A 24437-nucleotide genomic window follows, 5' to 3' on the forward strand; every position below is an offset into this window, starting at 1 on the left:
ATGTCGGAACGTATAGTCGTAAAAATAGGAAGCAGCTCCCTCACCTCCGAGGAAGGCGGCTTAAACCGGGAGCGCATCGCTTTTTTTGCCTCTGAATTGGCATCGCAGCATGCCAAAGGCGATGAAATGATGCTGGTGACTTCAGGAGCGGTGGCAGCTGGATTCATGCGAATCGGCTACGCCGCCAAACCCAAGGCCGTGCATGAAAAACAAGCTTCCGCCGCAGTTGGTCAGGCGCTGCTTATGCAGGCATATCAGGAGGAGCTGGCCCAATACGGCATTGTCGCCGCTCAAATTTTGTTGACCAGAGCCGATTTCTCAAACCGCAGACGTATTCAAAATGCGCTTATGACGCTGGAGGAGCTGCTTAAACGTCGCATTATTCCCATTATTAATGAAAATGACACCGTCGCAACCGACGAGCTTGTTCTGAAGTTTGGCGACAACGATAATTTATCGGCGCTGGTCGCGGCCATGACCAAAGCAAGCAAGCTGGTTATCATTACGGACATGGACGGCCTCTACACCGAGGATCCCCGCATCAATCCCAATGCGACCAAAATATCCGTTGTGGAGCAAATATCCGAGGATATCCTTAAGGTCGCCGGCGGCTCCGGCTCCGCCGTGGGAACCGGCGGCATGCGATCCAAAATCGAAGCCGCGCGAATCGCCATGCGGGGCGGCGTCCGGACTTTCATTGGCAAAATCCAGACCAGGGATGATCTGGCAAGCGCCGTTTCCGGCAGCGGCAAGGGCACCTATTTTGACACCAAGCTCCACAGCCTGCCCATGAAAAAGCAATGGCTTGGCTTCCACTCCATTCCGCAAGGCGTCATTACGGTGGACAACGGAGCGGTTGAAGCGTTGCTGGTTCGCGGCAAAAGCCTGCTGCCTGCTGGAGTGACGGCTATATCGGGAGACTTCCATCCCGGCGACGTGGTTGAAGTCGTAGATTCCGACGGAGCGACATTAGGCCGCGGCGTCGTCAACTATGCGGCATGGCAGCTGCAGGCCGCATCAGGCCTCGGCAGCGAGGAAGTGGCGCGCCGAATCGAGGTCGCCCGCATCGAAGTGATACATCGGGACGAATGGATTACACTAAAATCATAAGGTGAAAGCGAGGATGAACATGATGACAAGTGAAGTGAAACAAAAAGCCACTGCGGCGCAACAATCGGTCGCTGCCATGAACCGGCTGACAACTGATCAAAAAAATAAAGCGCTGGAGGCGATGGCTGACGCGTTAGTGGCTCATCGCTCCGACATTATCGCCGCTAACGCCGAGGATTTGCGCCGCGGCAAGGAACAAGGCACCAGCCCCTCCCTGCTGGATCGGCTTGCTCTGAACGATGAACGTATCGCCGGCATTGCGGAAGGTCTGCGACAGATTGTCCTGCTCCAGGATCCTGTAGGCTCAACCATTCAGTCCTTCACTCGCCCCAACGGCTTGAAAGTAGAGCAAATTGCCGTTCCGATTGGCGTTATCGGCATTATCTACGAAGCACGGCCTAATGTAACCGTTGATGCCGCCGGTCTTTGCCTGAAAACCGGCAACTGCGTCGTGCTGCGCGGCGGCTCGGCTGCCCTGTCCTCCAATGCAAAAATCGTGGAGGTTTTGCGAAATAGCCTAAAGGCCACGGATATGCCGCCTGACGCTATCCAGCTCATTGAGGACTCCGACCGTGCATCCGTCAACGAAATGCTTCGGTTGAACGGGCTATTGGATGTGATCATCCCTCGGGGCGGCGCGGCATTAATCCGCAATGTCGTGGAAAACGCCACCGTACCCGTCATTGAAACCGGCGCTGGCATCTGCCACGTCTATGTCGACGAAAGCGCAGATGCTGCCATGGCTTCGTCAATTGCTTACAATGCCAAAATGCAGCGCCCATCCGTGTGCAACTCGATGGAAACGCTCCTTGTCCACGAGAGCTTTGCCAAAAACGGCGGCCTGGAAGCGCTGATTGCTCCTATGGTCAAAGCCGACGCCGAGCTACGCGTCAGCGGTGTAACCTCCGGCGAGCTGGCAAATGCGCGCCAAGCGACGGACGAAGATTTTGCAACGGAATATAATGACTACATTTTAAATGTAAAAATCGTATCCGGCCTTGATGAGGCATTGAATCATATCGCCGCATTTGGAACCAAACATTCCGAATGTATTGTAACGGAAGACGATAAAAACGCCAAACGGTTTCTCCAGGAAGTTGATGCGGCTGCGGTTTATCACAACGCTTCGACCCGTTTTACCGACGGATTCGAATTTGGTTACGGAGCGGAAATCGGAATTAGCACGCAGAAGCTGCATGCGCGCGGACCTATGGGTCTGCCTTCCCTGACTTCTACCAAATATCGCATATACGGCAGCGGCCAAATTAGAGGATAGATAGCCTAAAATGGAGGAAAACATCAATGAATACAGCAGCTAGCGATGCTATATCGAGTTTAAATGTATGTTTTTATGGAGCAGGCTCCATGTCGGAGGCGATCCTGCGGGGCATGTTGCAAAAAAAACTGCTGGCTCCACAGCGCGTTTCAATGTTGAACAGAAGCGGCGGTGAAAGACTGGCTGAGCTGAAACGTCTCTATGACGTTACAACCCTTTTGGACGGATCTACGAAGGAAGAATTGCTTGGCAAGGCGGATATTATCTTCCTCGCGATGAAACCTAAAGATGCTGCGGAAGCGCTGGTACAGCTTAACGGACTGTTATCGCCAAAAACGCTTATTATTTCTGTCATTGCGGGTTTGTCCATCGAAACGATGTCCTTTTTGCTGGGCGGCAATCAGCCCATTGTCCGCTGCATGCCCAATACATCGAGTACAATCGGTTTGGGAGCAACAGGCATCAGCTATTCCTCCTCCGTATCGCAGGAGCAGCGCGAAATAACAGAAACCATCTTCAGCTCCTTTGGCATTCATGCCGTGGTGGACGAGAACCTGCAAGGAGCCATTACCGGCCTGTCGGGCAGCGGCCCCGCTTACGTCTATTACTTTATGGAAGCCATGATCGAAGCGGCCAGCCAGCTTGGCATAGAACGGGAAACAGCGCACCACCTCATTTTGCAAACCGTTACGGGAGCTGCCGAAATGGTACGTTTAACCGGTGAAAAGCCGGAGGACCTGCGGCGCAAGGTAACATCCCCGGGCGGCACGACCCAAGCAGCCATTGAGGTGTTATCGCAGCAGGATTGGTCCGGCACCTTTATCAAAGCCATGTTCCGGGCGGCAGAACGCGCGGGCGAGATGGGTCGGGATATTGAAAGGAGCGTTTCAAAATGAACGGCGTATGCGTAGCGACTTATCGCGCCTTTGACGATAAAGCCGATTTCCACAAAAAAGCGTTGTCCATAGCGGTTGGCTTAACCGTGGGCAGCTGGACGGAACTGCCTGAAGCGCAAAAGGCGGAGATGGAAAAACATCTTGGCAAGGTTGTTTCCGTAGAGGTTTTTGAATCCGCGGATGGAGCAGCCGGAACCCGTTATGCCGATATCGCCATTGCGTATCCCGACATCAACTTCAGCCGCGATCTGCCCGCTTTGCTCGTTACCGTATTTGGCAAGTTGTCCATGGACGGCAAGATCAGGCTGGTGGATCTTGAGGTGTCACAGGATTATGCATCCGCATTCCCGGGTCCCAAATTCGGCCTTGAAGGCGTTCGGAATTTACTGGGCGTTCACGACCGTCCCTTGCTCATGAGCATTTTCAAATCCGTGGTGGGATATGATCTGGCCAATCTGCAGGAGCAATTTTATCGCCAGGCGCTGGGCGGCGTCGATCTGATCAAAGACGATGAAATTCTGTTTGAAAACCCCCTTACACCACTGGAGAAACGCGTGGAAGCTTGTATGGAGGCAGCAGCCAAAGCTCAGGCCGAAACGGGGCAAAAGCTGCTCTATGCTGTCAATCTGACTGGTCCGACCTCCCGCCTTGCCGATCAGGCCCGTAAAGCAATTGCAGCCGGCGCCAACGCCTTGTTGTTTAACGTGTTGGCTTACGGATTTGACGTACTGCATGAGCTGAGCAGCGATCCGGACATCTCGGTGCCGATAGCAGCGCATCCCGCAATGGCCGGTGCGATCTACCCTTCCCCCCATTACGGCATTAGCGCCTCCCTGCTTTTGGGCAAGCTGATGCGGCTGGCGGGAGCGGATCTGGTCCTTTTCCCTTCCCCTTACGGCTCGGTTGTGATGCCAAGGGAAGAAAACATGGCCGTCAAAGATGCTTTATTAGCTCCGCTTCATGGACTAAAAACCAGCTTCCCGGTACCCTCGGCCGGCATTCATCCCGGCTTGGTTCCGCTTATTCTGAAAGACTTTGGCAGAGATGTTGTCGTTAACGCAGGCGGAGGCATTCACGGACATCCCGGCGGTACCGCTGCGGGCGGACAAGCATTCCGCCAAGCGATTGCGGCTGCGGAGGCAGGCATCCCGTTGCGCGAGGCAGCTGCCTCTGCTGGCCACGCGGAGCTGTCTGCAGCTATCGAAGCCTGGGGCGTCAGGGAATCATAAAGAGGCTGGCCAAACGCGGTCGCTTATATCTGAGAGGCCTCGTTAGAGGTTTTCTCATCTTAATTAGAAGGAGATTTACGTTTAGATGAAAAAAAAGGTTGTTTTTTGCGACTTTGACGGCACTATCACGGTGAATGACAACATTATCGCCATCATCAAACATTTTGACCCGGAAGGCTGGAAACCGCTGGCTGAAAAAACGATTTCTACAGAGCTGTCCATCCGCAGCGGCGTAGGCGCTTTGTTTGCCCTTCTTCCCTCTTCCATGGAAGAGGAGGTTGTTGATTTTGGCGTTTCCAATGCGGTCATTCGGGATGGATTTCGTCAATTTCTTCACTATTGCAAAGCAAATGATATCGAGTTTTATGTAACAAGCGGGGGCATTGATTTTTTTGTGTATCCCGTGCTGAAGCCTTTTGATATTCCGCAAGATCATATTTATTGCAACGGCAGCGATTTTAGCGGCGAACGCATTGCCATTACGTGGCCCCACCCTTGCGACGGACAATGCAGCAATGATTGCGGCATGTGCAAAACAACCATTATGCGCCGTTTTCCAGCTGAGGATTACACCCGAATCGTAATTGGCGACAGCGTAACCGATTTTGAAGGAGCCAAGCTGGCCGACCGGATTTTTTCCCGCTCCCATTTGACTGCAAAATGCAAGGAATTGGGGTTAAGCCACACTGAGTATGAATCCTTCCACGATATTATTGCGGCGATGGAGAAAGAAAGGATGTAACGTTCATGAGTTTTCAAAGTCTGACAACGGAGCATAAGCAAGCGGCGCTGCATGAATTGCGATCCGTTAAGGAGCTGTTTGCCGGACGCGGCTGGTTTCCTGGAACAAGCGGCAATTTGTCGGTGCGCGTAGGAGACTATCGCCCTGAAGAGTTCCATTTTGCCATTACGGCAAGCGGCAAGGACAAAACTGTCCATACGCCAGAGGATTACCTGTTTGTTGATCAAAACGGGAAACCCGCCGAAGCGACAAGCCTTAAGCCTTCCGCCGAAACGTTGATCCATTGCGAAATTTATCGTTTGACGGGAGCAGGCGCGATTTTTCATGTGCATACTGTCTTTAACAATGTCATTTCAGAATATTTCTGGGATCGTAAAAGCGTGCCTGCCGTTGGCGTTGAATTAATTAAGGGCTTTAATATCTGGGATGAAGAAGCGGAAATCGAAATTCCGATTGTCTCCAATTTCGCTCATATTCCTTCCATCGTTCCCGAAATAACAGAACGCTTTGATAGCCGCATTCCCGGCATTTTGCTGCGCAAGCACGGCATTTACGCATGGGGAGCCAACGCCTTTGAAGCAAAACGCCATCTGGAGGCGTTTGAGTTTATTTTTGAATATGTCTACCGGCTTGAGCTGCTCAAAAACGGCAAAGGCTAAAGGAGATCGAAACCATGAAGGTGCATGAAGCAGCTAAAGCCCTTGGCGTAACGCCAAGGGCCCTTCGTTTCTATGAGGAAAAAGGGCTGATATCGCCCGAAAAAACACATCATAACGGCTATCGCAGCTATGATGAGGAAAATATGGAGCAGCTTCGCTGGATTGTAGCCCTGCGCGAGCTTGGCGTTCCTATCGCCGCAATCGGAGGGTTGCTTCAAAGCCGCCAGGAGCCGGCTTCTTTTATTCGCAAGCTGGATGAAACCCGGTCTGCATTGTATGGCGAGCTGCTTCGCGGCATGGAAGAGCTGCATTTGCTGGAGCAAACGATCGCTGCCTGGCGAGGAGAAAACAAAACCACGCTTGAAGAGGCCGAGCAATCCGCTGCTATGCTGCGGCAGAAACGTTCCTTGCGCAATGACTGGAGCGATCAGTGGAATTACGATGAATTGGCAAGGCGGCATGGTGCGTTAGCCCCTCTCGCCGCCCACGGCGATCTTCTTAAAGCGGACCAGTATGAATATCTGCTGCAGCGTACGCTGGAATGGCTGGATCCTCGTCCCGGAGAGCGCGGGCTGGACCTGGGCGCGGGCAGCGGCAACTTCTCCGCCTTATTAATTGCTTCTGGCGTTACTCTGACAGCCGTGGAACAATCCTCGGAAATGCTGGCGCTTCTGTCCTCCAGAATGATGCAGGTCGATGCCAGAGCGGGCAATTTGCTGGCTTTGCCGCTAAGTTCAAATATGTACGACTTTGCTGCCTGTACCTTGTCTCTCCAGCATTTAAGTCTTCCGCAGCAGTTAATTGCGCTGGCGGAAGCGGATCGGGTATTAAAAACGGGCGGACGGCTTGCGATTGCCGGTTTGTTCCGGGCAGAGCCAATGTCTCAAGCTAATAATAAAAGCCCGGACCAAAAATCAGGCGCATTAACGCCGTCTTCATTGGCCGAGCTTAAAGAGTGGTTGGAAAACCATGGATATTCCGTTGTTTTTGACTCCATGGAAGCTGGAAGCGGCATTCTCTATGGCGTCAAGGCTTAGGGTTTGAACAAAAGCTATAAATCATCAACCTAGCAGTATCATTCCCCGTACGTTACGAGCGGGAAGCTAACACCGTCCCGCTTCTGCTGCGTAATGCAGACTTTATATTAACTGCGTCCCCCATGAAACTTGCTTGCATGCGCTCTGGCTTCTTCCGCATTGGTAATCCGATTGCGGCTCCATTCCATCAGAATACGATCGATATACCGTAAACTCAGCTTGCCCGCAAAAACGGACTCCTTAAGTGCAAATAAAATGATTTCCTCCGAATACTTATCCTGGTCCAGCCATGCGCTGATTGTCTCACATTCCATCGGTGATAGCAGCCGGCCAAACTCCTGCTCGAATACCGAAAATAAATTGGTGTCCGGTTTTGGCTTTGACTTGCGCAGGGCCGACGGCTCGGATGACTTTCGGGCTTCCCGCTTTCGAGCCGACTCCCATTCAGCCGCTTTCATCAGCCACCCGCTCCAATTGTATCGCTCGCCTTGCAGCCCTGTACCTGACTCTATGTAATCGTCGATGCTCAAAAAACCATCCTTGATCAGCCGTCCCAGCCAGCCTTCGATCTGACGGGATGTGCTTCCCATCACTTCGGCAAGCTCCGCTGGCGTCGGGAAGTCATTGCCTTCGCCCTCCGAATAGGTCAAGATCTGCAGCAGCAGCATAACTTCCGAATGGTTAAGTCCCAGATCGGCACCGCTTTTAAGAAGCAAAGAGGGCAGGTATACCCCCCGCCCTCCAAGCGCTGCAGCCATGCCATGGGCATATGCCTTCCATAAATCATCGCTCAAGACTGCATCCTCCCCCCGCCTCTGTGTATGCGGTACGTGGTCTCGCTGCGCGCACTTTAGTATTCGTTGTTGGTTTAACCGCCTTACTTCGAGGCGTTTTGAACCAGTTCAAAGGTGTCTCTTGCAATCAACAGCTCTTCGTTGGTTGGAACAACCAATACTTTAATTCGCGAATCTGGCGTCGAAATTTCTCTTGCCTCTTTGCTGCGGACAGCATTTTTTTCGTTATCCAGCTCGATGCCCAGGAACGTAATGCCTTGGCAAACCGCTTCGCGAAGCACTGCGGAGTTTTCGCCAACGCCTGCTGTAAAAATAAGCGTATCGATGCCGTTCATCGCAGCAGCGTAAGCTCCAATATATTTCCGGACGCGGTATACATACATATCAAAAGCCAGCTTGGCGTTTTCGTCGCCTTCGTTCATGGCGTCTATTACTTCGCGCATGTCGCTGCTAACGCCGGAGATGGCCATCATGCCGCTGTGCTTGTTCAACATGGAGTTGACTTCGCTCAGCGTAAGCTCTTCCTTGCCCATTACAAAAGGAACGATGGCAGGGTCGATGTCGCCGCTTCTTGTACCCATCATCAGACCTTCCAGCGGAGTCATGCCCATGCTGGTATCGAAGGATTTGCCGTCCAGAATAGCCGTCACGCTGGCGCCGTTTCCGATATGGCAAGTAACCATTTTCAGCTCCTTAAGCGGCTTTTTCAAGTAGCTGGCGGCCACGTCGCTGACGTAGGCATGCGACGTTCCGTGGAAGCCGTAACGGCGAATTTTGTGTCGGCGGTACAGCACCTTCGGAATCGGATAAAGGTAAGACGATGCCGGCATTGTTTGATGGAACGCCGTGTCGAATACAACCGCTTGCGGCACATTCGGCAAATTGTTGTCAACCGCGGTAATCCCCATCATGTGGGCCGGGTTGTGCAGCGGCGCCAAGTCAAACAAACGTTTGATTTCGTTTTTGACTTCGGTCGTAACCAATACGGAGTTTTTGAACACCTCGCCGCCGTGTACGACGCGGTGACCAACGGCATCGATTTCGTCCATAGAAGTGATAACGCCGTATTCTTCATGAGTCAACATGTCGATTACGCGTTTAACGGCTGTAACATGATCCAGAATTTCGCTCACATCGCGAACTTCCGGCTTGTCAGTTGGTTCGTGCGTAACAATGGAGGAATCCATGCCGATCCGTTCGACACGGCCGCTCGCAAGCACAGATTCATTCGTCATATTGTAGAGCTGGTATTTCAGCGACGAGCTGCCAGCATTAATTACTAGTACTTTCATTAGATCCGATCCCCATCCTTGTCATAGTGGAAAAAGCCGTAACCCGTTTTAACGCCAAGATGCCCCGCGCGCACCATCTTTTTCAAGACGATGGATGGACGATATTTCAGCTCGCCGTATTCGCGGAACATATTTTCCATCGCCGCAAGTACGGAATCCAGGCCAAAACGGTCCGCCATCTCGAACGGTCCGTGCTGGAAGCTGTAGCCGGTTCTCATGGCATTATCGATGTCCTCGGCAGACGCAACGCCTTCCTCAAGCACATGGAGAGCCTCGTTGATCAACAAGCAAATAAGCCTTGTTGTCACAAAGCCCGGCGATTCAAATACCATTATTCCGTTTTTATGAATGACGTCTTCTACAAAAAACTTCGTTTGAGCAAACGTGTCGTCCGATGTTTTCAAGCCGCGTACAATTTCGACCAGATCGATTTTGGAAACGGGATATATAAAGTGAAGCCCGATAACCCTCTGCGGAAAGCGTGTTGCGCTTGCCAGTTCCGTCAGGCTGAGTGTTGATGTATTGCTTGCCAGTATGGTGTTTTCCTTGCAAATATCATCCAGACGACGGAAAACTTCTTTTTTCGCTTCCAGATCCTCCGAAATTGTCTCAATGACAAGCTCGCAGCTGGCCAGCTCTTCGTACGTAATAGCAGCATGAATTCGGGACAATATCAGTTTTTTCTCTGTGCCTGTCAATGCCCATTTTTCAATTTGCTTGTCCAGGCTGATTTCTACCATGCTCATGCCGTAAGACAGTCTCTCGTTGGTTCTTTCAATTACAACGACCTCAAGTCCCTTTGCGGCCAGCATTTCAGAAATGCCCTGCCCCATCGTTCCTAATCCAATAACGCCAACTTTCTTTATCATATGCAGCAACTGCTCCCTCTGGATTGAGATTTCTCTACTATTATAACGGATTTTCGACAAAAAAGAAGACGAACCTTAGGTCCGCCTTTAAATTGTAATAATGTAACCGTTTTTATTGCTTATACCGCCATATTTTGCGACAGGAGCTCACGGAAACGGCTTCCGTCGAGGCTCTCCTCCTTCAACAATTCAGGCAGCGATGACTGAAAAACGTCACGATGGCGTTCCAGACGTTCCTTCGTTTCCGCCATCAAACCGTCCAGAATAGATGAAGTTATTTTCGCCCAGCGATCCGGGGTCATCATGGTTGAATCTATAATGCCCAGTTCCGTTAATCCGCATTCCACCAAATTTTTGACGATGCCCACCGCTTGATCGAAATCGCCTCGGGAGCCGGTGCTCCGTTCGCCGTAAAACATCTCTTCCGCGGCGGCTCCTCCAAGCGCGATCATAATCTGCTCGTTCAGAAATTGCTTGCTGTAGAGATATTGGTCTTGAAGCGGCTGATGCCGCACATAACCAAGCGCTCCGCCGCGCGGCGACAGCGCAACCTGGGAGACGGTGCCGGGACGCAGCGTTTCGGCAGCAATCGCATGGCCCAGCTCATGCAGGGCAACTCTTCTGCGCTCGTCAGGCGACGTTTCTTTGTCGCTTCTTTCGCCCAGCATGACCTTATCGATCGCCATAATCATATGCTGATTACTGATTTCTTCTAAATCCTCGCGCAGAGCATAAATGGCGGCTTCGTTCATAACCGACTCCAGCTGCGCGCCGGAGAAGTTGAAGGTTTGCTCTGCAATTTCGTCCAGATCTACCGAGTTATCCAACTGCTTGTTAGCGGCATGGATGCCCAGAATATGACGTCTGCCCTTCCGATCCGGCAAATCAACCGTTATATGACGATCGAAGCGGCCGGGACGCAATAAGGCGCTGTCCAGCATTTCTTTACGGTTAGTTGCCGCAATAAGCAAAATACGCGGGTTTTCATTGCCGTGTATGCCGTCCATTTCTGTCAGGAGCTGGTTCAAGGTCTGGTCATATTCCCTTTGCTGTCCGCCGTCGCGCTTGCCGCCAATCACTTCGATTTCATCGATAAAAATAACGGCGCTGCTTTTTCCGTCTTTTTTCGCCTTGGTGCGAGCTTCCCGGAAAAGATCGCGAATCCGTCCGGCGCCTACGCCGACGTACATCTCGACAAATTCACTGCCGGAAGCCGCCAGGTAAACCGAATCGGTGTATTGAGCCGCGGCTTTAGCCAGCAGCGTTTTTCCCGTTCCCGGAGGGCCTGCAAGCAGTATGCCTTTGAGAGGGCGAATGCCCAGCTTTGCGATTTGCTCCCGTTTGACCAGGAAATCCAGGGCTTCCACAAGCTCTACCTTGGCCCGATCCTGACCGCCTATCGATTCGAAGGTTAACGTTGATTTTACGGGCATCTGACGCCCGTTTTTGCCCGACATTGCCGTTAAGCGCCCACGGCCCTTCGATGCAAAAGCAACACCCGCCGCAAGCGAAACGAGCAGAAGAACTGGCACCACATTTACGCCGACATAGGCTAGAAACAATAGAAGTGCCGCTGCGCTGCCAATCAATAGCTCCAATCCGTACTTACGCATGGCTCCACACCCCCAAGCTTGCGCCGTCGCGCGGCAATACCATATATTTAGCCGCTCCGTCTTTTCTCAGCGTAATGTAAACATTGCGCTCGTCCATCTCGGTGGATGCCTCTATTTTGTCATGCCGGCTCGCGGCTTGCTCCACCGCTTGCGGGATATCGGAATACGTCTTGTTTTCCATGGCCTCCGCCACCTGGAACAGCAAGCTCTGCCACAGCTGCTCAAGCTCTTCCGAGGACTTGGCGGCGATATCCAGTTCAAGCTTCCGGTCTCCGCCGCTCTGTTTCCCCGCAGCGGCAACATCGCGGTATACCTGGCTCAAGCTTGCGTCCTTTTCAAGCTCCAAAGTTACTTTAATGCTATTCTCGTTAACGACGGGTTCGCCAGCCTCCGCAACGCCCGTTACGGATTTAAACGCTTCGCCCAGCGGAGCGGCTACAAAGAAATGGCTGTACAGCATATAGCCGCCGAACAACAACCCTGCCGCACACGCAGCAATTATTGCAGTAGGCGCCCAACGTGGTTTTCTCATCCTTCAAATCCCTCCGCATCTATATTTGATATACTTTGATCTATCAGAACATCTATATCAGAGTATATCATATCGAGATGCCGAAATGGGCGTGTAAAAACAGGAAACGGGACCTTACGGTCCCGTTGTTGTTGCCGGCAATCTGAATGTATCCAGCAGCTCTGCGCTTTCATCAAAGCGGTAAAAGCTATAGTAGTGGCTTACACCGTTTCCTGACGGCTCTGTATAATAGATCTCCCAGGCTGGGCCGCCGCGCAGCCGGCCTGGCGAGATGCGGATGACTTCGCTATCCGGTTTTTCCCGTTGGAATCGTTCTAAAAGCTCCTGCTCCGTCAAAACCTTGCTTTTGTGGAACGTTTCGATTTCGCCATTAGCCAGCATAAACAGATAGATTTCCTGCTCTTGCGGGTCCTTGCCTTCGGCGACCCAGGTTACTTCCTCCCAGACATGTTTGTCCAATTGCACCACATCGGCGATCAAACCGCTTTGCATTGCCGTTTCACGGGCCTGGTTAAGCTCGCTCCAGCGAGGACTCATCACATCGCGGAAATAAAAGCCAAACCAGACGCTCAATGTGACGATAGCCGCTATCGAAATCAAAATCCAACGCTTCCTTGTCATAAAAGGAGCTCGCTTTCTCTGAACGGCCCTCATCAGCCCTTGAGCAGCCTTTCAAAACGCAGGGCCGCTTCCCTGACGATTTTTTCTTCGTCAAGCTGTGTGCAAATACCGTTGCGCAGTACTTGCTGACCGTCCACCCAGACGTGAACAACATCTCTGCCGGTTCCCGCATAAACCAGATGGGACACAACATCGGACAGCGGATAGAAATGCGGCTGATCCAAATTAATGCCGATAAAGTCAGCCTTGTAGCCAACCTTCAGTTTCCCGATGCGGTCTCCTTGCCAGATCGCCTCGGCTCCGTATACAGTGCCCAGCTTCAACGCTTCCGCTGCCGGCACCGCCGTAGGATCGCCGGAGACGCCTTTGTGCAGCAAAGCCGCCATATTGATTTCCTGGAACAAATCCAGATTGTTATTGCTGGCTACGCTATCCGTGCCAAGCGAAACTTTAACGCCGGCTTTCATCAGATCGTTCAGCCGGGCGATTCCGCTGGCAAGCTTGAGATTGCTCACAGGATTATGGGAAATCGAGGCTCCCCTGCTTGCCAAAATGGCAATTTCGTCATCAGTCAGATGAACCGCATGGGCAAGCAGCGCCGGACGGGAGAAAAAGCCTAATTGATCTAGATGCTCCACCGGCCGTTTTCCGTAATCGGCAACATTTTGCTCGACCTCGGCAATCGTTTCGGACATATGGGTATGAAGAGGCAAGTCATAATCATGCGCCGCCTGAACAAACTTTTCGATATAAGCCGGCGGACAGGTATAAGGCGCATGCGGGGACAACATGGTGGAAATCCGGCCGTTTGCAGCCCCATTCCATTCACGTGCAAAAGCGATGGCTTCGTCCAGCTTCTCTTTTTGCACTTCCTCAGGACAGAGTCCGATTACGCCGCGCGTCAAAACGCCGCGAATGCCGGATTGCTCCGTTACAGCCGCTACCTTGTCCATACGGTCATACATATCGACAAACGTTGTGGTGCCCGTCTTCAGCATCTCCACAATAGCGAGCGCCGCGCCGGCCGTTGTATCTGCATCCTCGTATTTGGCTTCCATCGGCCACATTTTTTGCTCCAGCCATACTTGCAGCTTCTGGTCATCGGAGAAACCGCGCAGCAGACTCATAGCGGCATGACCATGGGTATTGATCAGCCCCGGCATAAAAGCAAGCTTGCTGCCATCCAGCACTTCGACGCCTTCCTGCAAGCCTTCCGGCGTTTTATCGCCAAGGTATGTAATGAGGTCGCCTTCAACAACCATATGGCCTCTAAAAGGCGCAACGCCATCCTCCATCGAAATAAAAAGCCCGTCTTTAATCCAGAGCTGGCCCATCTTCGTTTTCCTCCTCGTCCTGATTCAAATAATACGCCAGACTTAACAATTCTCGGGTAAAATCCGCATTCTGAACACGCACTTCATCCGGTACGCGAAGAATGCCTGGAGCAAAGTTAAGCACGCCTTCTATGCCGGCTTCAACAAAACGGTTAGCAACATTTTGGGCTTCCATAGCAGGAACCGTAATAATGCCGATCCGAATCGCGCGCGCCTTGACCGTTTCCACTAGCTCGTCCATCGGCTGCACAAGCAAGTTGTTGATTTTAGTGCCTATCTTCTGAGGATTGTCGTCAAATACGGCGGTAATCTTCATATTGTCTTTGGAATATTTGTTGTAGTTGCAGAGGGCAAGGCCCAAGTTGCCCGCCCCCACCAATGCTACATTGATCGTCTGGTTTACTTTTAGAATCTGGCGAATTTTTTCGATCAGATAGATGACGTCATAACCGATGCCCTTGCGACCGAATTCTCCAAAATAGGCCAGATCCTTGCGAATTTGCGCCGGATTAAGATCCAGGCGTTGTCCAAGCTCCTGCGAGGACACCGTTCCGATTTCGCGGCTGTGCAATTCGTTCAAGGATTGAAGATAGATAGGAAGCCTTCTAACTACCGCTTCCGATATTTTCGCGCTTTTCATCCCTGTCGCCTCCCTCTTCGTATGAAACTTCACTTTCCGGCATGAGCCAGTCCCGAATTCTCGGTACGATCTGGGCTGTAAACATCGTTTCCATTTTCGGTCCCGGCAAGGAATAAAGAAAATGCTTGCCGTAGTAGGTCTCGATCACGCGAGTATCATAAATAATGACAATGCCTTTGTCGTGGGCCGTTCGGACCAAACGTCCAAATCCTTGCTTAAACCGGATAACCGCCTGCGGTATGGACAGCTTCATAAATGGATTTTGCTTCCTCCGCTGAAGCACCTCCGCTTTTGCCTCGGCAACGGGATGGTTGGGCGGCTGAAACGGCAATCGGACGATAGCCAGGCAAGTCAATGCTTCCCCGGGGATGTCCACGCCTTCCCAAAAGCTGCTTGTGCCCAGCAAAACGGATTCGGCCTGCTGCAGGAAACGACGCGTCAGCTTGGTCCGGTTGCTGCTGTCGATGCCTTGGCCCAGCACCTGTATGCCGGAAACCTCCAACGGATCTTTCAGCAACTCGTAGACGGCTCTGAGCATTCGGTACGATGTAAACAGCACCAGCATTTTGCCCCCGGTTTCGACGGCAACATCCCCAATGGATTGCGCCAGCCGCTCCAGATAAGAAGGGTCCGGGAAAGCTCCTTTATATGGCGGAAAATCTCGCGGCACAATAACCAGCGCCTGCTGTCTGTACTGAAAAGGAGACGGCAATTGCACGGTTTGAAGCCTGTTCTGCACTTCGTAACCTTCCAGCCCCAGCTGCTCCATAACGTATTGGAATGATTTCTGAACGGTCAACGTTGCCGACGTCATGATGACGCTGTCTTTGGCATCAAAGAAGTAAGTTTGCAGCTGCCTGCTGACTTGAATCGGCGCCGCATAAAAATGCAGCGAGCGATGCCGCGTAACCGGGCTGGCTTCCAGCCAATACACAAAATCCGGCTGTTCCATTTTGACCAGAATCCGCAATTCATCCTTGATCCGCCCAAAATTTCTCAATTCACCGTTTAAATCCGTCAGCGCCGCCTGAACGCCGTGATCATCAATCCGTTCCTTGATATCCGATGCAAGCTTCTCGCAGTCTTTAAGCCATAGGGACAAAGCCGTATGAACATGCTCCTCGTAGGTTGCAATATCATCCCAGCCTTCCGGAGGCTGGCTGCCCTGCAGCCTCAATACAGCCGCCCCGTTGTCGCCCGGTCCTTCCCCGGAAGTGCCGATAAGGGCAAACAGCAGCTCAAACAGCTTATCCCAATATTCCTTCATGTTCTGAAGCTTGGGAATCAGCAGCGCATCGATGGTTTCGATCCACGCATTCACCCGTTCGTCGTCCTCTTGCTGCAACCGGTAACGCAAATTTTGGAGCAAGCCGCTGCGGCTGTCCTTATACAAATGAATCGATGTATTGACGAAGGAATAATAATTCACGTTGAAACCCAGATGCTTGCTTGCCGTCTCCTCCACGTGATGAGCCTCGTCAATGACCAGATGGGAATAAGCAGGCAACAAGCGGTGCTCCGATTGAACATCGGTAAAAAGCAAGGAATGATTGGTTATGCACACATCCGCAATATTGGATTCATGCTTGGCTCGATGATAGTAACATCGTTTAAACCAAGGGCATGCCCGGTTCAGACAAGAATCCGCGTCGCTGGCGACAGTTTGCCAAAAATCCGCTCCCCTGCTTCCGAAATTCAATTCCTCTTGATCGCCGGTTTCGGTTTCCCCAAGCCAAACGATCATTTGGGAAGCCGTAACTCCATCTTCATGGGGCGAATTGAAATCCAGAGTATTCACTTTGCCTTCGAACTTGCGCAAGCAAAGATAATTTCCGCGGCCTTTAAAAATCGACGCTCTAAAAGGAAAGGGCAGCACTTCCTCCAGCAATGGCACGTCGCGCCCGCGGATTTGCTCCTGCAGGTTGATGGTGTGCGTGCTGACAACAACCTTGCTGCCGCTTTGAACGCCGTAATAAAGCGCCGGTATCAAATACCCAAGCGATTTCCCCGTTCCTGTCCCTGCTTCAATCAGCAAATGGCTATCGCTCGATAAAGCTTTATAAACTTCATCAAACATAATGTTTTGCGGCTCGCGTTCTTCATAAGCCGCAAACTTGTCCATCATGGCTGTTTTGATGCTGTCGAGGTATTCCGGGAAGGTGAGCGATAACTGATCCCCTTCATTACTGCTTTCACCACGCGGAGGCTGCTCTTCGCTCCATTCCCTTGCCTTGAGAGCAAACTGGCGATAATAGTCAAATTCTGCCGATTCCAATACCGTCGTTTGTTCCAATTCCTGCTCGATCAGGCGCAAAAACCAATGCAGATCCTTGGAGGAGTCAATTAACGCAGTAAGCCGCTGCAACGTAAGCAGCGGCAAAGAGCGCAATTTTTGGACGGCCCGAATAAATATCTCCGCCGTGGCCATCGCATCGCTGTCAGCCTGATGCTGACGTTCATGGCTGATGCCAAAAAGGTCTGCGACAGCCCCTAGCTGATAGGTCGTAATGGAAGGAAACAGGATGCGGAGCAAATCCATCGTATCCAGCTTGCGACCGTTAAGCGGCAAATATCCGCAGCGCTGGAGCGCTTGATTCAGAAAAGAGGAATCAAAGCCGACGTTATGCGCAACAAGAACGGTATCCTCCATAAGCGGCAGCAATTCCTTCAATACTTCGTGCAAGGAAGGCGCATCTTTAACCGTATCGTTATTGATGCCAGTTAGCCCGGTAATAAAGGATGGAATGATAATGGCGGGTTTTACAAATGAGCTGTACGTATCCAATACGGTCAGCTCGTGCGAGACAAACACAACGCCAATTTGTATAATTTCATCGTCGGCGCTATGTCCGGTTGTCTCTAAATCCAGAATCGCATACTTCATCCATCCCTGTCCTCTCACAAATAAATCAGCTCCGTACTGCCAAAATAAAGACACAATTGTCCGGCCGCCGACTGCCTGCATGATTGCAAATTGCTTAATGAATCACTAAATTCGGGATATGTCTCATGCGCCTTGCGAAAAAGCTCTTCGGCTAGAGCCATATTCATGCGTATCGCTTGAATGCACCCAAGCGCATTATATCCTAAAGCGACCCATTTGGGAAAGTCCGACAATGCTACAAGCAGTTGAAAATGGCCTTGCGCTTCATTCCAATTTCGCAAATGCATCTGGCTCATGCCAAGAAAAAGCCTTGCCATATTGCATTCCGGAGCTGCGGCAACCGTAATTTGAAAATGTTTTGCCGCTTCATCAAACATAAATAATTTATAATAGCCTTGTCCTTTGTCCATAATGCCGGCAACTTCGTCGGGAACGGCCAAATCATTGGGATTGCAAGGAATAGCGCCGCCAGCCGGCTTCCCGATGACATCCGTTTGTTTAGCCGCAGATATTTCAACGGTTGGTTTGGCAAGCTGCTCAGCCGACTCTCCAAGCTCCGCAAGCCGTTCCTCAAATTGAAGCCAATGCTCGATAAATTCGTCACTCAATGCCCTCAGCCCTGCAATCTGCTCCAGCAAAAGACTTCTTTCCTGGTCGGCTGAACCCGGGTACTGTTGTTTGATCCCATCAAGCATTTCGTTCATAACTGCGAACACATGCCCAATCATGCCGCATCCCGCCTTATCAATGGAGTAGGTGTGATACGGTCATTTTTTGTTTGCAGGGGTCTTTTCATACGGCATGCCAGTCGTTGCATAATGCAGGCGGCAATATCCCATGTAAACAGTTATAAGACAGTCGCGTGCAGCTCTTCGTTCAGCAGTTTAACCGGTTTGTTCTGGCTATCCAGAATAGTGACAATCGGCTTGTAGTTTCTGGCTTCTTCATTGGTCATTGCAGCATAAGAAATAATAATGACTTGGTCCCCGGGCTGCACCAGCCTTGCCGCGGCGCCATTCAGGCAGATCACGCCAGATCCCCTTTCGCCAATGATGACATAGGTTTCAAAACGCGCTCCGTTGTTGTTGTTGACAATCTGCACCTTTTCGTTGGGAAGCAGATCCGCCGCATCCATCAAATCCTCATCGATGGTAATGCTGCCTACGTAATTCAAATTTGCTTCCGTTACCGTTGCCCGGTGCAGCTTGGACTTCATCATTGTTCTGAACATGATGATCCACCTCCGATGTGATTATACAATGCATTGTCAATCAGGCGCGTGGAGCCAAATTTGACAGCTAGCGCCACGATATAGGTTCCTTCCAACTCACTCAGCGGCTGGTCCGGCGATACGGGCTCCAGCGATGGATAGAGCAGTAGCTCCACATAATCGATAACCGCTTCCTCTGCGCTTTCAATGGCCTCTCTGACGGCTTGGAGCAGGCCTCCAGACGTCGTTCCGGGTTGCTGGCTCAATTCCCCCGCTTCCTTCAGAGAACGCGACAGAACCACTGCCTGCTCGCGCTGCTTGGGCGAGAGATAAACATTGCGCGAACTGAGCGCAAGACCGTCAGGCTCCCTGACGATTTCGCCGGTCACGATTTCGACGTCGAAATTCAAATCTGCTGTCATGGCCGTGATAACCGCCACTTGCTGGGCATCCTTCATGCCGAAATACGCCCGGGTTGGAGACACGAGATTAAACAGCTTGCCAACCACCAGTCCAACTCCATCAAAATGGCCCGGTCTGCTGGCTCCGCACAGCCGCTCCGTCAAACCGCTTATTTTTACCGAGGTGAGCGGCCTGGAGGGATACATTTCTTCTTTGGCGGGCAGAAAAACAAGGTCGCACCCGCAGCTTTCCGCAAGGACCAGGTCCCGTTCCTCGTTCCGCGGATATCGGTCCAGATCCTCTCCCGGACCAAACTGCATGGGATTGACAAATATACTGAGCACAACAACGTCATCCCGACTCCGCGCTTTTCTGAGCAAGCTGGCATGTCCTTCGTGCAAATATCCCATTGTTGGCACAAAACCAACGCTTTTGCCGCCGGTTCTGGCTTCGCGTAGCTTTTCCTTCAAATCCGGAATCGTTCTGCAAATAATCATTTTGCCGTCACTTCCCTGGCGCTTTGCGATGTGCCTTGCTCATTATTGGTTGCGGCTCCGCCGCCGTAAAGCTGTTCCGGCCCTCTGCTTTCCGGCTGGAAGACATGCTCCTCTGCCGGGAACGCTTTTGTTTTCACATCCTGAACGAAACCTTCAATGGCGCCTCGGATCGTTGTCCCGATATCCGCGTATGTTTTAACAAATTTTTTCTCAAAATAAGGAGAAGAATATTGCAGCAAATCATGGAAAACCAGAACCTGACCATCGCAATATCTGCCAGCGCCGATCCCAATGACGGGGATGGACAGCTTGCTCGTAATTTGAGCCGCAACCTGCTCGGTCACAAGCTCCAATACAATCGCGAAAGCTCCTGCTTTCTCCAATTGGATGGCATCCTGCAGCAGACGGGCTGCGTCTTCCTCCGTCTTCCCCTGCACTCTGTAGCCGCCCAACTGATGAACGGATTGCGGCGTCAGTCCAATATGTCCCATAACCGGAATGCCGGCATTGACAAGAGCCTTTACCTCGTCGGCGATTTCTTGACCGCCCTCCAGCTTGATTGCCTGGGCTCCGCCTTCGCGCATGATGCGAGCGGCATTCAGCAATGTGTGCTCCCGGCTTGCGCCGTATGTCATAAACGGCATGTCCGCCACAATCATGGTGCCGCCAGCGGCTCTGGCAACAGCTCTAGTATGATAAACGATATCGTCAAGCGTTACAGGCAATGTCGTTTCATAGCCCAACACCACATTGCCTAATGAATCGCCCACCAGCAAAATGTCGATTCCTGCCTCTTCCGCCAATATCGCCGACGGATAATCGTAGGCAGTCACCATCGAAATAGGATTTCCTTCGTTTTTCATTTTCCGGAGGGCATGTATGCCTAACCGTTTCCTCATCCTCTTCATCTCCTTGTTAAGGTTGTTCAAAAAATCCGCTTTCCATTACGAAACATGCCTGGCGGCATAGTCAACATCGAATATGGAATTCAGCCGAAATAAGCGTAGGCTTACGAAGTATGTTTCCTCCGGAAACATTGGGGTTGCTCACTTAGCTCTCACTAAGCTCCGCTACTCCATTTCTAGCTTCATCCCATCTTCTTGGTACTGAAAACCGGACTTTTTGAACTCGCCTTGTAGTGTAAACACAAAAAAACCTTTTAGCCGCCGCTAAAAAGGTTCCCACAGAGAAAAGGAAACGTTTGCCTTTTATGCTTCCTTCTGTCTCGGTCCCTACGGCTCAGAGCAGAATGCATGATCCATTCCTTCACAAAAGCTTTGTTTTTTTGCGACAGTGCAGCTTCCTCAAGAATACCGCCTGCTCTTACAGTTTACCAAAACAACCGGCATTCGTAAATAATCAGGCCTGTTTGGGTTCACCCATTTCCGCGGAAAAGAGAGTGACGACCTCGCCGTCGTCCCGCTTGACGATAATGGCGCCGCTACTGTCCAGCCCGATTGGAACTCCGGTCAACTTGCCTTGAGGCGTTGTAAGCTCCATCCTTTTGCCGAGCGATACGGACAAGGATTCCCACAGGGCTGCAATGCCCTGGAAGCCGGTATCCAGATACAGCTTGTAAAGAGTTTCCCATTCCAGCAAAAAAGACGTCATCAATTGGGCGCGGCAAAAACTGCTTCCGGAAGCGATTCGAAGCGAAGTCGCTTTTTCCAGAAGCTCCTCGGGGTAATCGTTTTGCGACATATTAACGCTGATGCCGATCCCGGCAATGATATATTTAAGCCGCTCATCTTCCGCCGCAGATTCCAGCAGGATGCCGCTTATTTTTTTCCCCTCAATCAATAAATCGTTAGGCCATTTAATGCCGATGTCGAGCCCCGTTTCCCTTCTCAAGCTTCGGCATAAAGCGACGGCTGCCAGCAAGGTGAGCTGAGGCGCGCAATGAATGGGGACCAAAGGACGAAGCAGCAAGCTCATCCAGATGCCTTTTCCTTTTGGCGCAATCCAGGACCGTCCCATACGTCCCCTTCCCGATTGCTGAGAATCCGCTACCACCAAGACGCCTTCTTCCGCCCCTTCCTCCGCAAAAGCCCTTACCGCGTCCTGTGTTGAGCCCAACTCGTCGCGGTAATGCAAAGGATGCCCGAACGAATTCGTTTTCAACAAACCTTTAATTGTATCCTCGTCAAGCTTGTCCGGGTGAAACAGCAGGCGATAACCAAGCTTGGTAGAGGCTTCAAATTCATACCCTGCCGCCTCCAGCTTGCGAATGCCTTTCCATATCGCGGTTCGGCTTACGCCAAGCTCCTGGCTTGCAAAAGCGCCTGACACATATTGGCCCCGGTTTTGAATAAACAACTCAAGCAATTCATTTTGGCTCATTGACTACTCTCCATTGTCCAATTCTTCCCTTGAGAGATCAGGACTTCTTTGTGATTGGGCAGTTCGCCGTCCGCAACGGCATGCAGCAGACGCAGCAGCATTTCGCGTGTCCACGGTCCCGGCTTCCTTCCCAGCGCCTCGGCAAGCTCTGCTCCGTTGACGTTCAGCTCGCGCGCGGATGTAATAGGCAAATTCTCCATTGTCCTCCGAAAATCATCGCTTTTACCCGTAACTCCGGGAGCCAGGTCATCCGGCAGGAGCAATGTCATCTCCAGCCATTCGCTTGCCGCCTCACTGCCGTATTCCAGAACGGTTTTGCGCCAGAGAGAAGCCTCATCGGCCCCCTCCGGCACAAACAGGTGGCGATAATGAATGTTCAGCCGATTCCTTATGGCATCCATTCGTTTGCCGGAAAACCGCAGCTTGCTCATACAGGAGTATGCTGCAGCTCCATCCATTCCGCATGCGATAAATAACGCGGAATACCGATTGTCCTTGCCGGACAGCTTCTCCAGCCAGGGCAGATCCCGGCAGCCCGCCAAATCCGGCAGTTCCAGTTCTTCGCGCGTATGCTTCAGCAGGCCGCTCCGCTGCAGCCAAACCAGGCTGCGCGAAGGGTCAACACCATCCAGCATTTTGTCCAATTCAGCTTGGACCCGCTCCATGGCGACATGACGAAGCAAGGCGCGATGACGGCGAAGCGCCTTCCAGGTGGAGAGCGACGGAGTAAGTCCGTAAGTACCGATAAAACGAACACCGCGCAGCATGCGAAGAGCATCCTCTTGCAGTCTGGCATCAGGGTCACCCACGCATCGAAGTCGGCGGTTTTTCAAATCCTCCAAACCCCCGAAGGGATCATGAAGCTCTCCTTCCGCACCAAGAGCCATCGCATTAATCGTAAAATCCCGCCGCAGCAAATCGCCTTCCAGATCATGAATAAATTCAACTCCGCCGGGACGCCTATGGTCCTCGTAAGGGGATTCCTGCCGATAGGTTGTTACCTCGTACCCATTGCCCTCCACCATCACAGTTACTGTGCCGTGCTGCAGGCCCGTGCCGATGCATTTGGGGAATAGCGCCATCGTCTGCTCCGGCAGTGCGGAGGTGGCAATGTCCACGTCCTTGTCTTCCAGCCCCAGAATCAGGTCTCTGACGGCTCCGCCAACAAAGACCGCTTCATGTCCGTGCTGAATCAATTTCAGCAATACCGGCAAAGCGGCCTTCATGCCGCAACTAAGCTCCGTTTTCATTGGGATTGACACATCGCCTTCTCCGCCTCTGCCTCAATGCCAAGTACGCGATAATAGATGGCTTCGTATTGGTCGGTAATTCCGTCATTGCAGAACTCCTCGTGAGCCCGGTACAGACAGGCTTCCCTAAACTGCTGGTGCAGCTTTTCGTCCGTCAGAAGCAGCTCGGCATTGCTGGCCATTTCCTCCACATCGCCGATGCTGGAAAGGAAGCCGGTGATGCCATGCGTAACGAGCTCCGGAATACCGCCAGCATTAGAGCCGATCGTCGGAACGCCGCAAGCCATAGCTTCCAGGGCAACAAGTCCAAAGCTTTCTTTCTCGGAAGGCAGCAGCAAAACGTCGGCCATGGAAATAACTTGTGCGACATCCTCTTGTTTGCCCAGGAAATGCACTTTTTCCTCCAGGCCCATGCTTTTGATCTTATATTGAATTTTTGACAATTCCGGTCCTTCCCCTACCAGCAAGAGCTTGGCAGGCAGCCGCTTCGACACCTTCTCGAAAATATCGACGACGTCGCTTACCCGTTTGACGGGACGGAAATTGGATATATGCATAAGTATTTTTTCGTTGGGCGCCGCATAATCGCTGCGAAGACCTGTTACATCCCGTGGATAATAAACGCGTTTGTCCACGAAGTTATAAGTGAGGTCCATGGGTCTGGTTATGTCCAAGAGACGTCTTGTTTCCTGGATCAAATCGCGGGAAACCGCAGTAACGGCATCGCTTTGGTTAATGGCCAACGCAATTAGATCTTTCAGCGATTCATCTTGCGCAAGCACCGTAATATCCGTTCCGTGCAGCGTCGTAACCGTCTTTAGCTCATCGCCGACCATCTGTTTGGCCAAGTGGGCGCATACGGCATGCGGCACGGCGTAATGCACATGAAGCAGATCCAGTCCTTGCATCTTGACAACCTGCGCCATTTTGCTGGCAAGGGACAAGTCGTAAGGCGGATAACGGAACACATAATAATCGTTTACTTCTACTTCATGAAAGAAAATATTTTTATGAAATTGGCCAAGCCGAAAAGGAATGCTGTGCGTGATAAAATGAATTTCATGTCCGCGTTCCGCAAGCAGCTTTCCAAGCTCCGTTGCAACAACGCCCGATCCGCCGAGTGTCGGATAACATGTAATGCCGATTTTCAGCTTTCTTGCCATGCCCTTCGCACCTCCGCGTTTGTCGCATGAACCATTATATTCCGAAT

Annotated in this window: 23 protein-coding genes; 7 read left to right on the top strand and 16 right to left on the bottom strand. The window is 51.8% G+C overall.

Going from position 1 to position 24437, the window contains the following annotated elements; translation table 11 throughout:
• From proB to ACX93W_RS04885, 7 genes are all read left to right on the top strand, one after another.
• Positions 1 to 1110 carry a glutamate 5-kinase gene (gene proB, locus ACX93W_RS04855; protein ID WP_459391176.1) on the top strand — a complete coding sequence of 370 codons (1110 nt, stop codon included), beginning with the start codon at positions 1 to 3 and terminating at the stop codon, positions 1108 to 1110.
• A 22-nt stretch (positions 1111 to 1132) separates the two neighbouring features.
• Entirely contained in the window at positions 1133 to 2386 is a 1254-nt protein-coding gene (locus tag ACX93W_RS04860; RefSeq protein ID WP_459392013.1) for a glutamate-5-semialdehyde dehydrogenase, read from the top strand.
• Positions 2387 to 2412: 26 nt separating this feature from the next.
• Positions 2413 to 3282 carry a pyrroline-5-carboxylate reductase gene (gene proC, locus ACX93W_RS04865; protein ID WP_459391177.1) on the top strand — a complete coding sequence of 290 codons (870 nt, stop codon included), beginning with the start codon at positions 2413 to 2415 and terminating at the stop codon, positions 3280 to 3282.
• On the top strand, positions 3279 to 4511 hold the full coding sequence (locus tag ACX93W_RS04870) for a 2,3-diketo-5-methylthiopentyl-1-phosphate enolase (protein WP_459391178.1): 1233 nt from the start codon (positions 3279 to 3281) through the stop codon (positions 4509 to 4511). The genes proC and ACX93W_RS04870 overlap by 4 nt, the downstream gene beginning before the upstream one ends.
• An 85-nt stretch (positions 4512 to 4596) precedes the next feature.
• Positions 4597 to 5253 carry a 2-hydroxy-3-keto-5-methylthiopentenyl-1-phosphate phosphatase gene (locus tag ACX93W_RS04875; protein ID WP_459391179.1) on the top strand — a complete coding sequence of 219 codons (657 nt, stop codon included), beginning with the start codon at positions 4597 to 4599 and terminating at the stop codon, positions 5251 to 5253.
• 5 nt (positions 5254 to 5258) lie between these two features.
• Positions 5259 to 5912, top strand: a complete 654-nt coding sequence (mtnB, locus tag ACX93W_RS04880; protein ID WP_459391180.1) for a methylthioribulose 1-phosphate dehydratase — start codon at positions 5259 to 5261, stop codon at positions 5910 to 5912.
• 14 nt (positions 5913 to 5926) lie between these two features.
• Positions 5927 to 6949 carry a MerR family transcriptional regulator gene (locus ACX93W_RS04885; RefSeq protein WP_459391181.1) on the top strand — a complete coding sequence of 341 codons (1023 nt, stop codon included), beginning with the start codon at positions 5927 to 5929 and terminating at the stop codon, positions 6947 to 6949.
• 107 nt (positions 6950 to 7056) lie between these two features.
• On the opposite strand, the gene ACX93W_RS04890 is transcribed toward ACX93W_RS04885, so the two are convergent.
• The 16 genes from ACX93W_RS04890 to bshA form a co-directional block, all read right to left on the bottom strand.
• Positions 7057 to 7743 (bottom strand): DnaD domain protein, encoded by a 687-nt coding sequence (locus tag ACX93W_RS04890; RefSeq protein WP_459391182.1) that lies wholly within the window; start codon positions 7741 to 7743, stop codon positions 7057 to 7059.
• Between the two features lie 83 nt (positions 7744 to 7826).
• Entirely contained in the window at positions 7827 to 9035 is a 1209-nt protein-coding gene (locus ACX93W_RS04895) for an acetate/propionate family kinase (RefSeq protein ID WP_459391183.1), read from the bottom strand.
• A complete protein-coding gene (locus ACX93W_RS04900) occupies positions 9035 to 9904 on the bottom strand; it encodes a 3-hydroxyacyl-CoA dehydrogenase family protein (RefSeq protein WP_459391184.1) in 870 nt (289 codons plus the stop codon). The genes ACX93W_RS04895 and ACX93W_RS04900 overlap by 1 nt, the downstream gene beginning before the upstream one ends.
• Positions 9905 to 10023: 119 nt before the next feature.
• Positions 10024 to 11517 carry an AAA family ATPase gene (locus ACX93W_RS04905; RefSeq protein ID WP_459391185.1) on the bottom strand — a complete coding sequence of 498 codons (1494 nt, stop codon included), beginning with the start codon at positions 11515 to 11517 and terminating at the stop codon, positions 10024 to 10026.
• Complete coding sequence (locus tag ACX93W_RS04910) at positions 11510 to 12049, bottom strand: hypothetical protein (RefSeq protein ID WP_459391186.1); 540 nt, start codon at positions 12047 to 12049, stop codon at positions 11510 to 11512. The genes ACX93W_RS04905 and ACX93W_RS04910 overlap by 8 nt, the downstream gene beginning before the upstream one ends.
• A 114-nt stretch (positions 12050 to 12163) precedes the next feature.
• Entirely contained in the window at positions 12164 to 12670 is a 507-nt protein-coding gene (locus tag ACX93W_RS04915; protein WP_459391187.1) for a hypothetical protein, read from the bottom strand.
• A 32-nt stretch (positions 12671 to 12702) separates the two neighbouring features.
• On the bottom strand, positions 12703 to 14004 hold the full coding sequence (locus tag ACX93W_RS04920; protein ID WP_459391188.1) for an amidohydrolase: 1302 nt from the start codon (positions 14002 to 14004) through the stop codon (positions 12703 to 12705).
• A complete protein-coding gene (locus ACX93W_RS04925; RefSeq protein WP_459391189.1) occupies positions 13985 to 14644 on the bottom strand; it encodes a redox-sensing transcriptional repressor Rex in 660 nt (219 codons plus the stop codon). The genes ACX93W_RS04920 and ACX93W_RS04925 overlap by 20 nt, the downstream gene beginning before the upstream one ends.
• A complete protein-coding gene (gene dinG / locus ACX93W_RS04930) occupies positions 14610 to 17528 on the bottom strand; it encodes an ATP-dependent DNA helicase DinG (protein WP_459391190.1) in 2919 nt (972 codons plus the stop codon). The genes ACX93W_RS04925 and dinG overlap by 35 nt, the downstream gene beginning before the upstream one ends.
• Positions 17529 to 17542: 14 nt before the next feature.
• Positions 17543 to 18256, bottom strand: a complete 714-nt coding sequence (locus ACX93W_RS04935; protein WP_459391191.1) for a hypothetical protein — start codon at positions 18254 to 18256, stop codon at positions 17543 to 17545.
• Between the two features lie 119 nt (positions 18257 to 18375).
• On the bottom strand, positions 18376 to 18759 hold the full coding sequence (panD, locus tag ACX93W_RS04940) for an aspartate 1-decarboxylase (RefSeq protein ID WP_459391192.1): 384 nt from the start codon (positions 18757 to 18759) through the stop codon (positions 18376 to 18378).
• Positions 18744 to 19637 (bottom strand): pantoate--beta-alanine ligase, encoded by an 894-nt coding sequence (gene panC, locus ACX93W_RS04945; RefSeq protein WP_459391193.1) that lies wholly within the window; start codon positions 19635 to 19637, stop codon positions 18744 to 18746. The genes panD and panC overlap by 16 nt, the downstream gene beginning before the upstream one ends.
• Positions 19634 to 20536 (bottom strand): 3-methyl-2-oxobutanoate hydroxymethyltransferase, encoded by a 903-nt coding sequence (gene panB, locus ACX93W_RS04950; RefSeq protein ID WP_459391194.1) that lies wholly within the window; start codon positions 20534 to 20536, stop codon positions 19634 to 19636. Before panB ends, panC begins: the two co-directional genes overlap by 4 nt.
• Positions 20537 to 20996: 460 nt before the next feature.
• Complete coding sequence (locus ACX93W_RS04955) at positions 20997 to 21977, bottom strand: biotin--[acetyl-CoA-carboxylase] ligase (RefSeq protein WP_459391195.1); 981 nt, start codon at positions 21975 to 21977, stop codon at positions 20997 to 20999.
• Positions 21974 to 23239, bottom strand: coding sequence for a CCA tRNA nucleotidyltransferase (locus tag ACX93W_RS04960; RefSeq protein WP_459391196.1), 1266 nt, complete (start codon positions 23237 to 23239; stop codon positions 21974 to 21976). The genes ACX93W_RS04955 and ACX93W_RS04960 overlap by 4 nt, the downstream gene beginning before the upstream one ends.
• Positions 23224 to 24390, bottom strand: a complete 1167-nt coding sequence (gene bshA / locus ACX93W_RS04965; protein WP_459391197.1) for an N-acetyl-alpha-D-glucosaminyl L-malate synthase BshA — start codon at positions 24388 to 24390, stop codon at positions 23224 to 23226. The genes ACX93W_RS04960 and bshA overlap by 16 nt, the downstream gene beginning before the upstream one ends.
• Positions 24391 to 24437 lie beyond the last annotated feature (47 nt).

The organism is Paenibacillus sp. CAU 1782 (assembly GCF_054551715.1).

Excerpts from the sequence above, each read along its gene's own strand:
- panB (WP_459391194.1), bottom strand. The coding sequence starts at position 20,536 with ATGAGGAAACGGTTAGGCATACATGCCCTCCGGAAAATGAAAAACGAA.
- ACX93W_RS04885 (WP_459391181.1), top strand. The coding sequence starts at position 5,927 with ATGAAGGTGCATGAAGCAGCTAAAGCCCTTGGCGTAACGCCAAGGGCC.
- ACX93W_RS04905 (WP_459391185.1), bottom strand. The coding sequence starts at position 11,517 with ATGCGTAAGTACGGATTGGAGCTATTGATTGGCAGCGCAGCGGCACTT.
- ACX93W_RS04875 (WP_459391179.1), top strand. The coding sequence starts at position 4,597 with ATGAAAAAAAAGGTTGTTTTTTGCGACTTTGACGGCACTATCACGGTG.
- ACX93W_RS04860 (WP_459392013.1), top strand. The coding sequence starts at position 1,133 with ATGACAAGTGAAGTGAAACAAAAAGCCACTGCGGCGCAACAATCGGTC.
- bshA (WP_459391197.1), bottom strand. The coding sequence starts at position 24,390 with ATGGCAAGAAAGCTGAAAATCGGCATTACATGTTATCCGACACTCGGC.
- ACX93W_RS04900 (WP_459391184.1), bottom strand. The coding sequence starts at position 9,904 with ATGATAAAGAAAGTTGGCGTTATTGGATTAGGAACGATGGGGCAGGGC.
- proC (WP_459391177.1), top strand. The coding sequence starts at position 2,413 with ATGAATACAGCAGCTAGCGATGCTATATCGAGTTTAAATGTATGTTTT.
- proB (WP_459391176.1), top strand. The coding sequence starts at position 1 with ATGTCGGAACGTATAGTCGTAAAAATAGGAAGCAGCTCCCTCACCTCC.
- panD (WP_459391192.1), bottom strand. The coding sequence starts at position 18,759 with ATGTTCAGAACAATGATGAAGTCCAAGCTGCACCGGGCAACGGTAACG.
- ACX93W_RS04915 (WP_459391187.1), bottom strand. The coding sequence starts at position 12,670 with ATGACAAGGAAGCGTTGGATTTTGATTTCGATAGCGGCTATCGTCACA.
- ACX93W_RS04925 (WP_459391189.1), bottom strand. The coding sequence starts at position 14,644 with ATGAAAAGCGCGAAAATATCGGAAGCGGTAGTTAGAAGGCTTCCTATC.
- ACX93W_RS04920 (WP_459391188.1), bottom strand. The coding sequence starts at position 14,004 with ATGGGCCAGCTCTGGATTAAAGACGGGCTTTTTATTTCGATGGAGGAT.
- panC (WP_459391193.1), bottom strand. The coding sequence starts at position 19,637 with ATGATTATTTGCAGAACGATTCCGGATTTGAAGGAAAAGCTACGCGAA.
- ACX93W_RS04955 (WP_459391195.1), bottom strand. The coding sequence starts at position 21,977 with ATGAGCCAAAATGAATTGCTTGAGTTGTTTATTCAAAACCGGGGCCAA.
- dinG (WP_459391190.1), bottom strand. The coding sequence starts at position 17,528 with ATGAAGTATGCGATTCTGGATTTAGAGACAACCGGACATAGCGCCGAC.
- ACX93W_RS04870 (WP_459391178.1), top strand. The coding sequence starts at position 3,279 with ATGAACGGCGTATGCGTAGCGACTTATCGCGCCTTTGACGATAAAGCC.
- ACX93W_RS04910 (WP_459391186.1), bottom strand. The coding sequence starts at position 12,049 with ATGAGAAAACCACGTTGGGCGCCTACTGCAATAATTGCTGCGTGTGCG.
- mtnB (WP_459391180.1), top strand. The coding sequence starts at position 5,259 with ATGAGTTTTCAAAGTCTGACAACGGAGCATAAGCAAGCGGCGCTGCAT.
- ACX93W_RS04895 (WP_459391183.1), bottom strand. The coding sequence starts at position 9,035 with ATGAAAGTACTAGTAATTAATGCTGGCAGCTCGTCGCTGAAATACCAG.
- ACX93W_RS04935 (WP_459391191.1), bottom strand. The coding sequence starts at position 18,256 with ATGATTGGGCATGTGTTCGCAGTTATGAACGAAATGCTTGATGGGATC.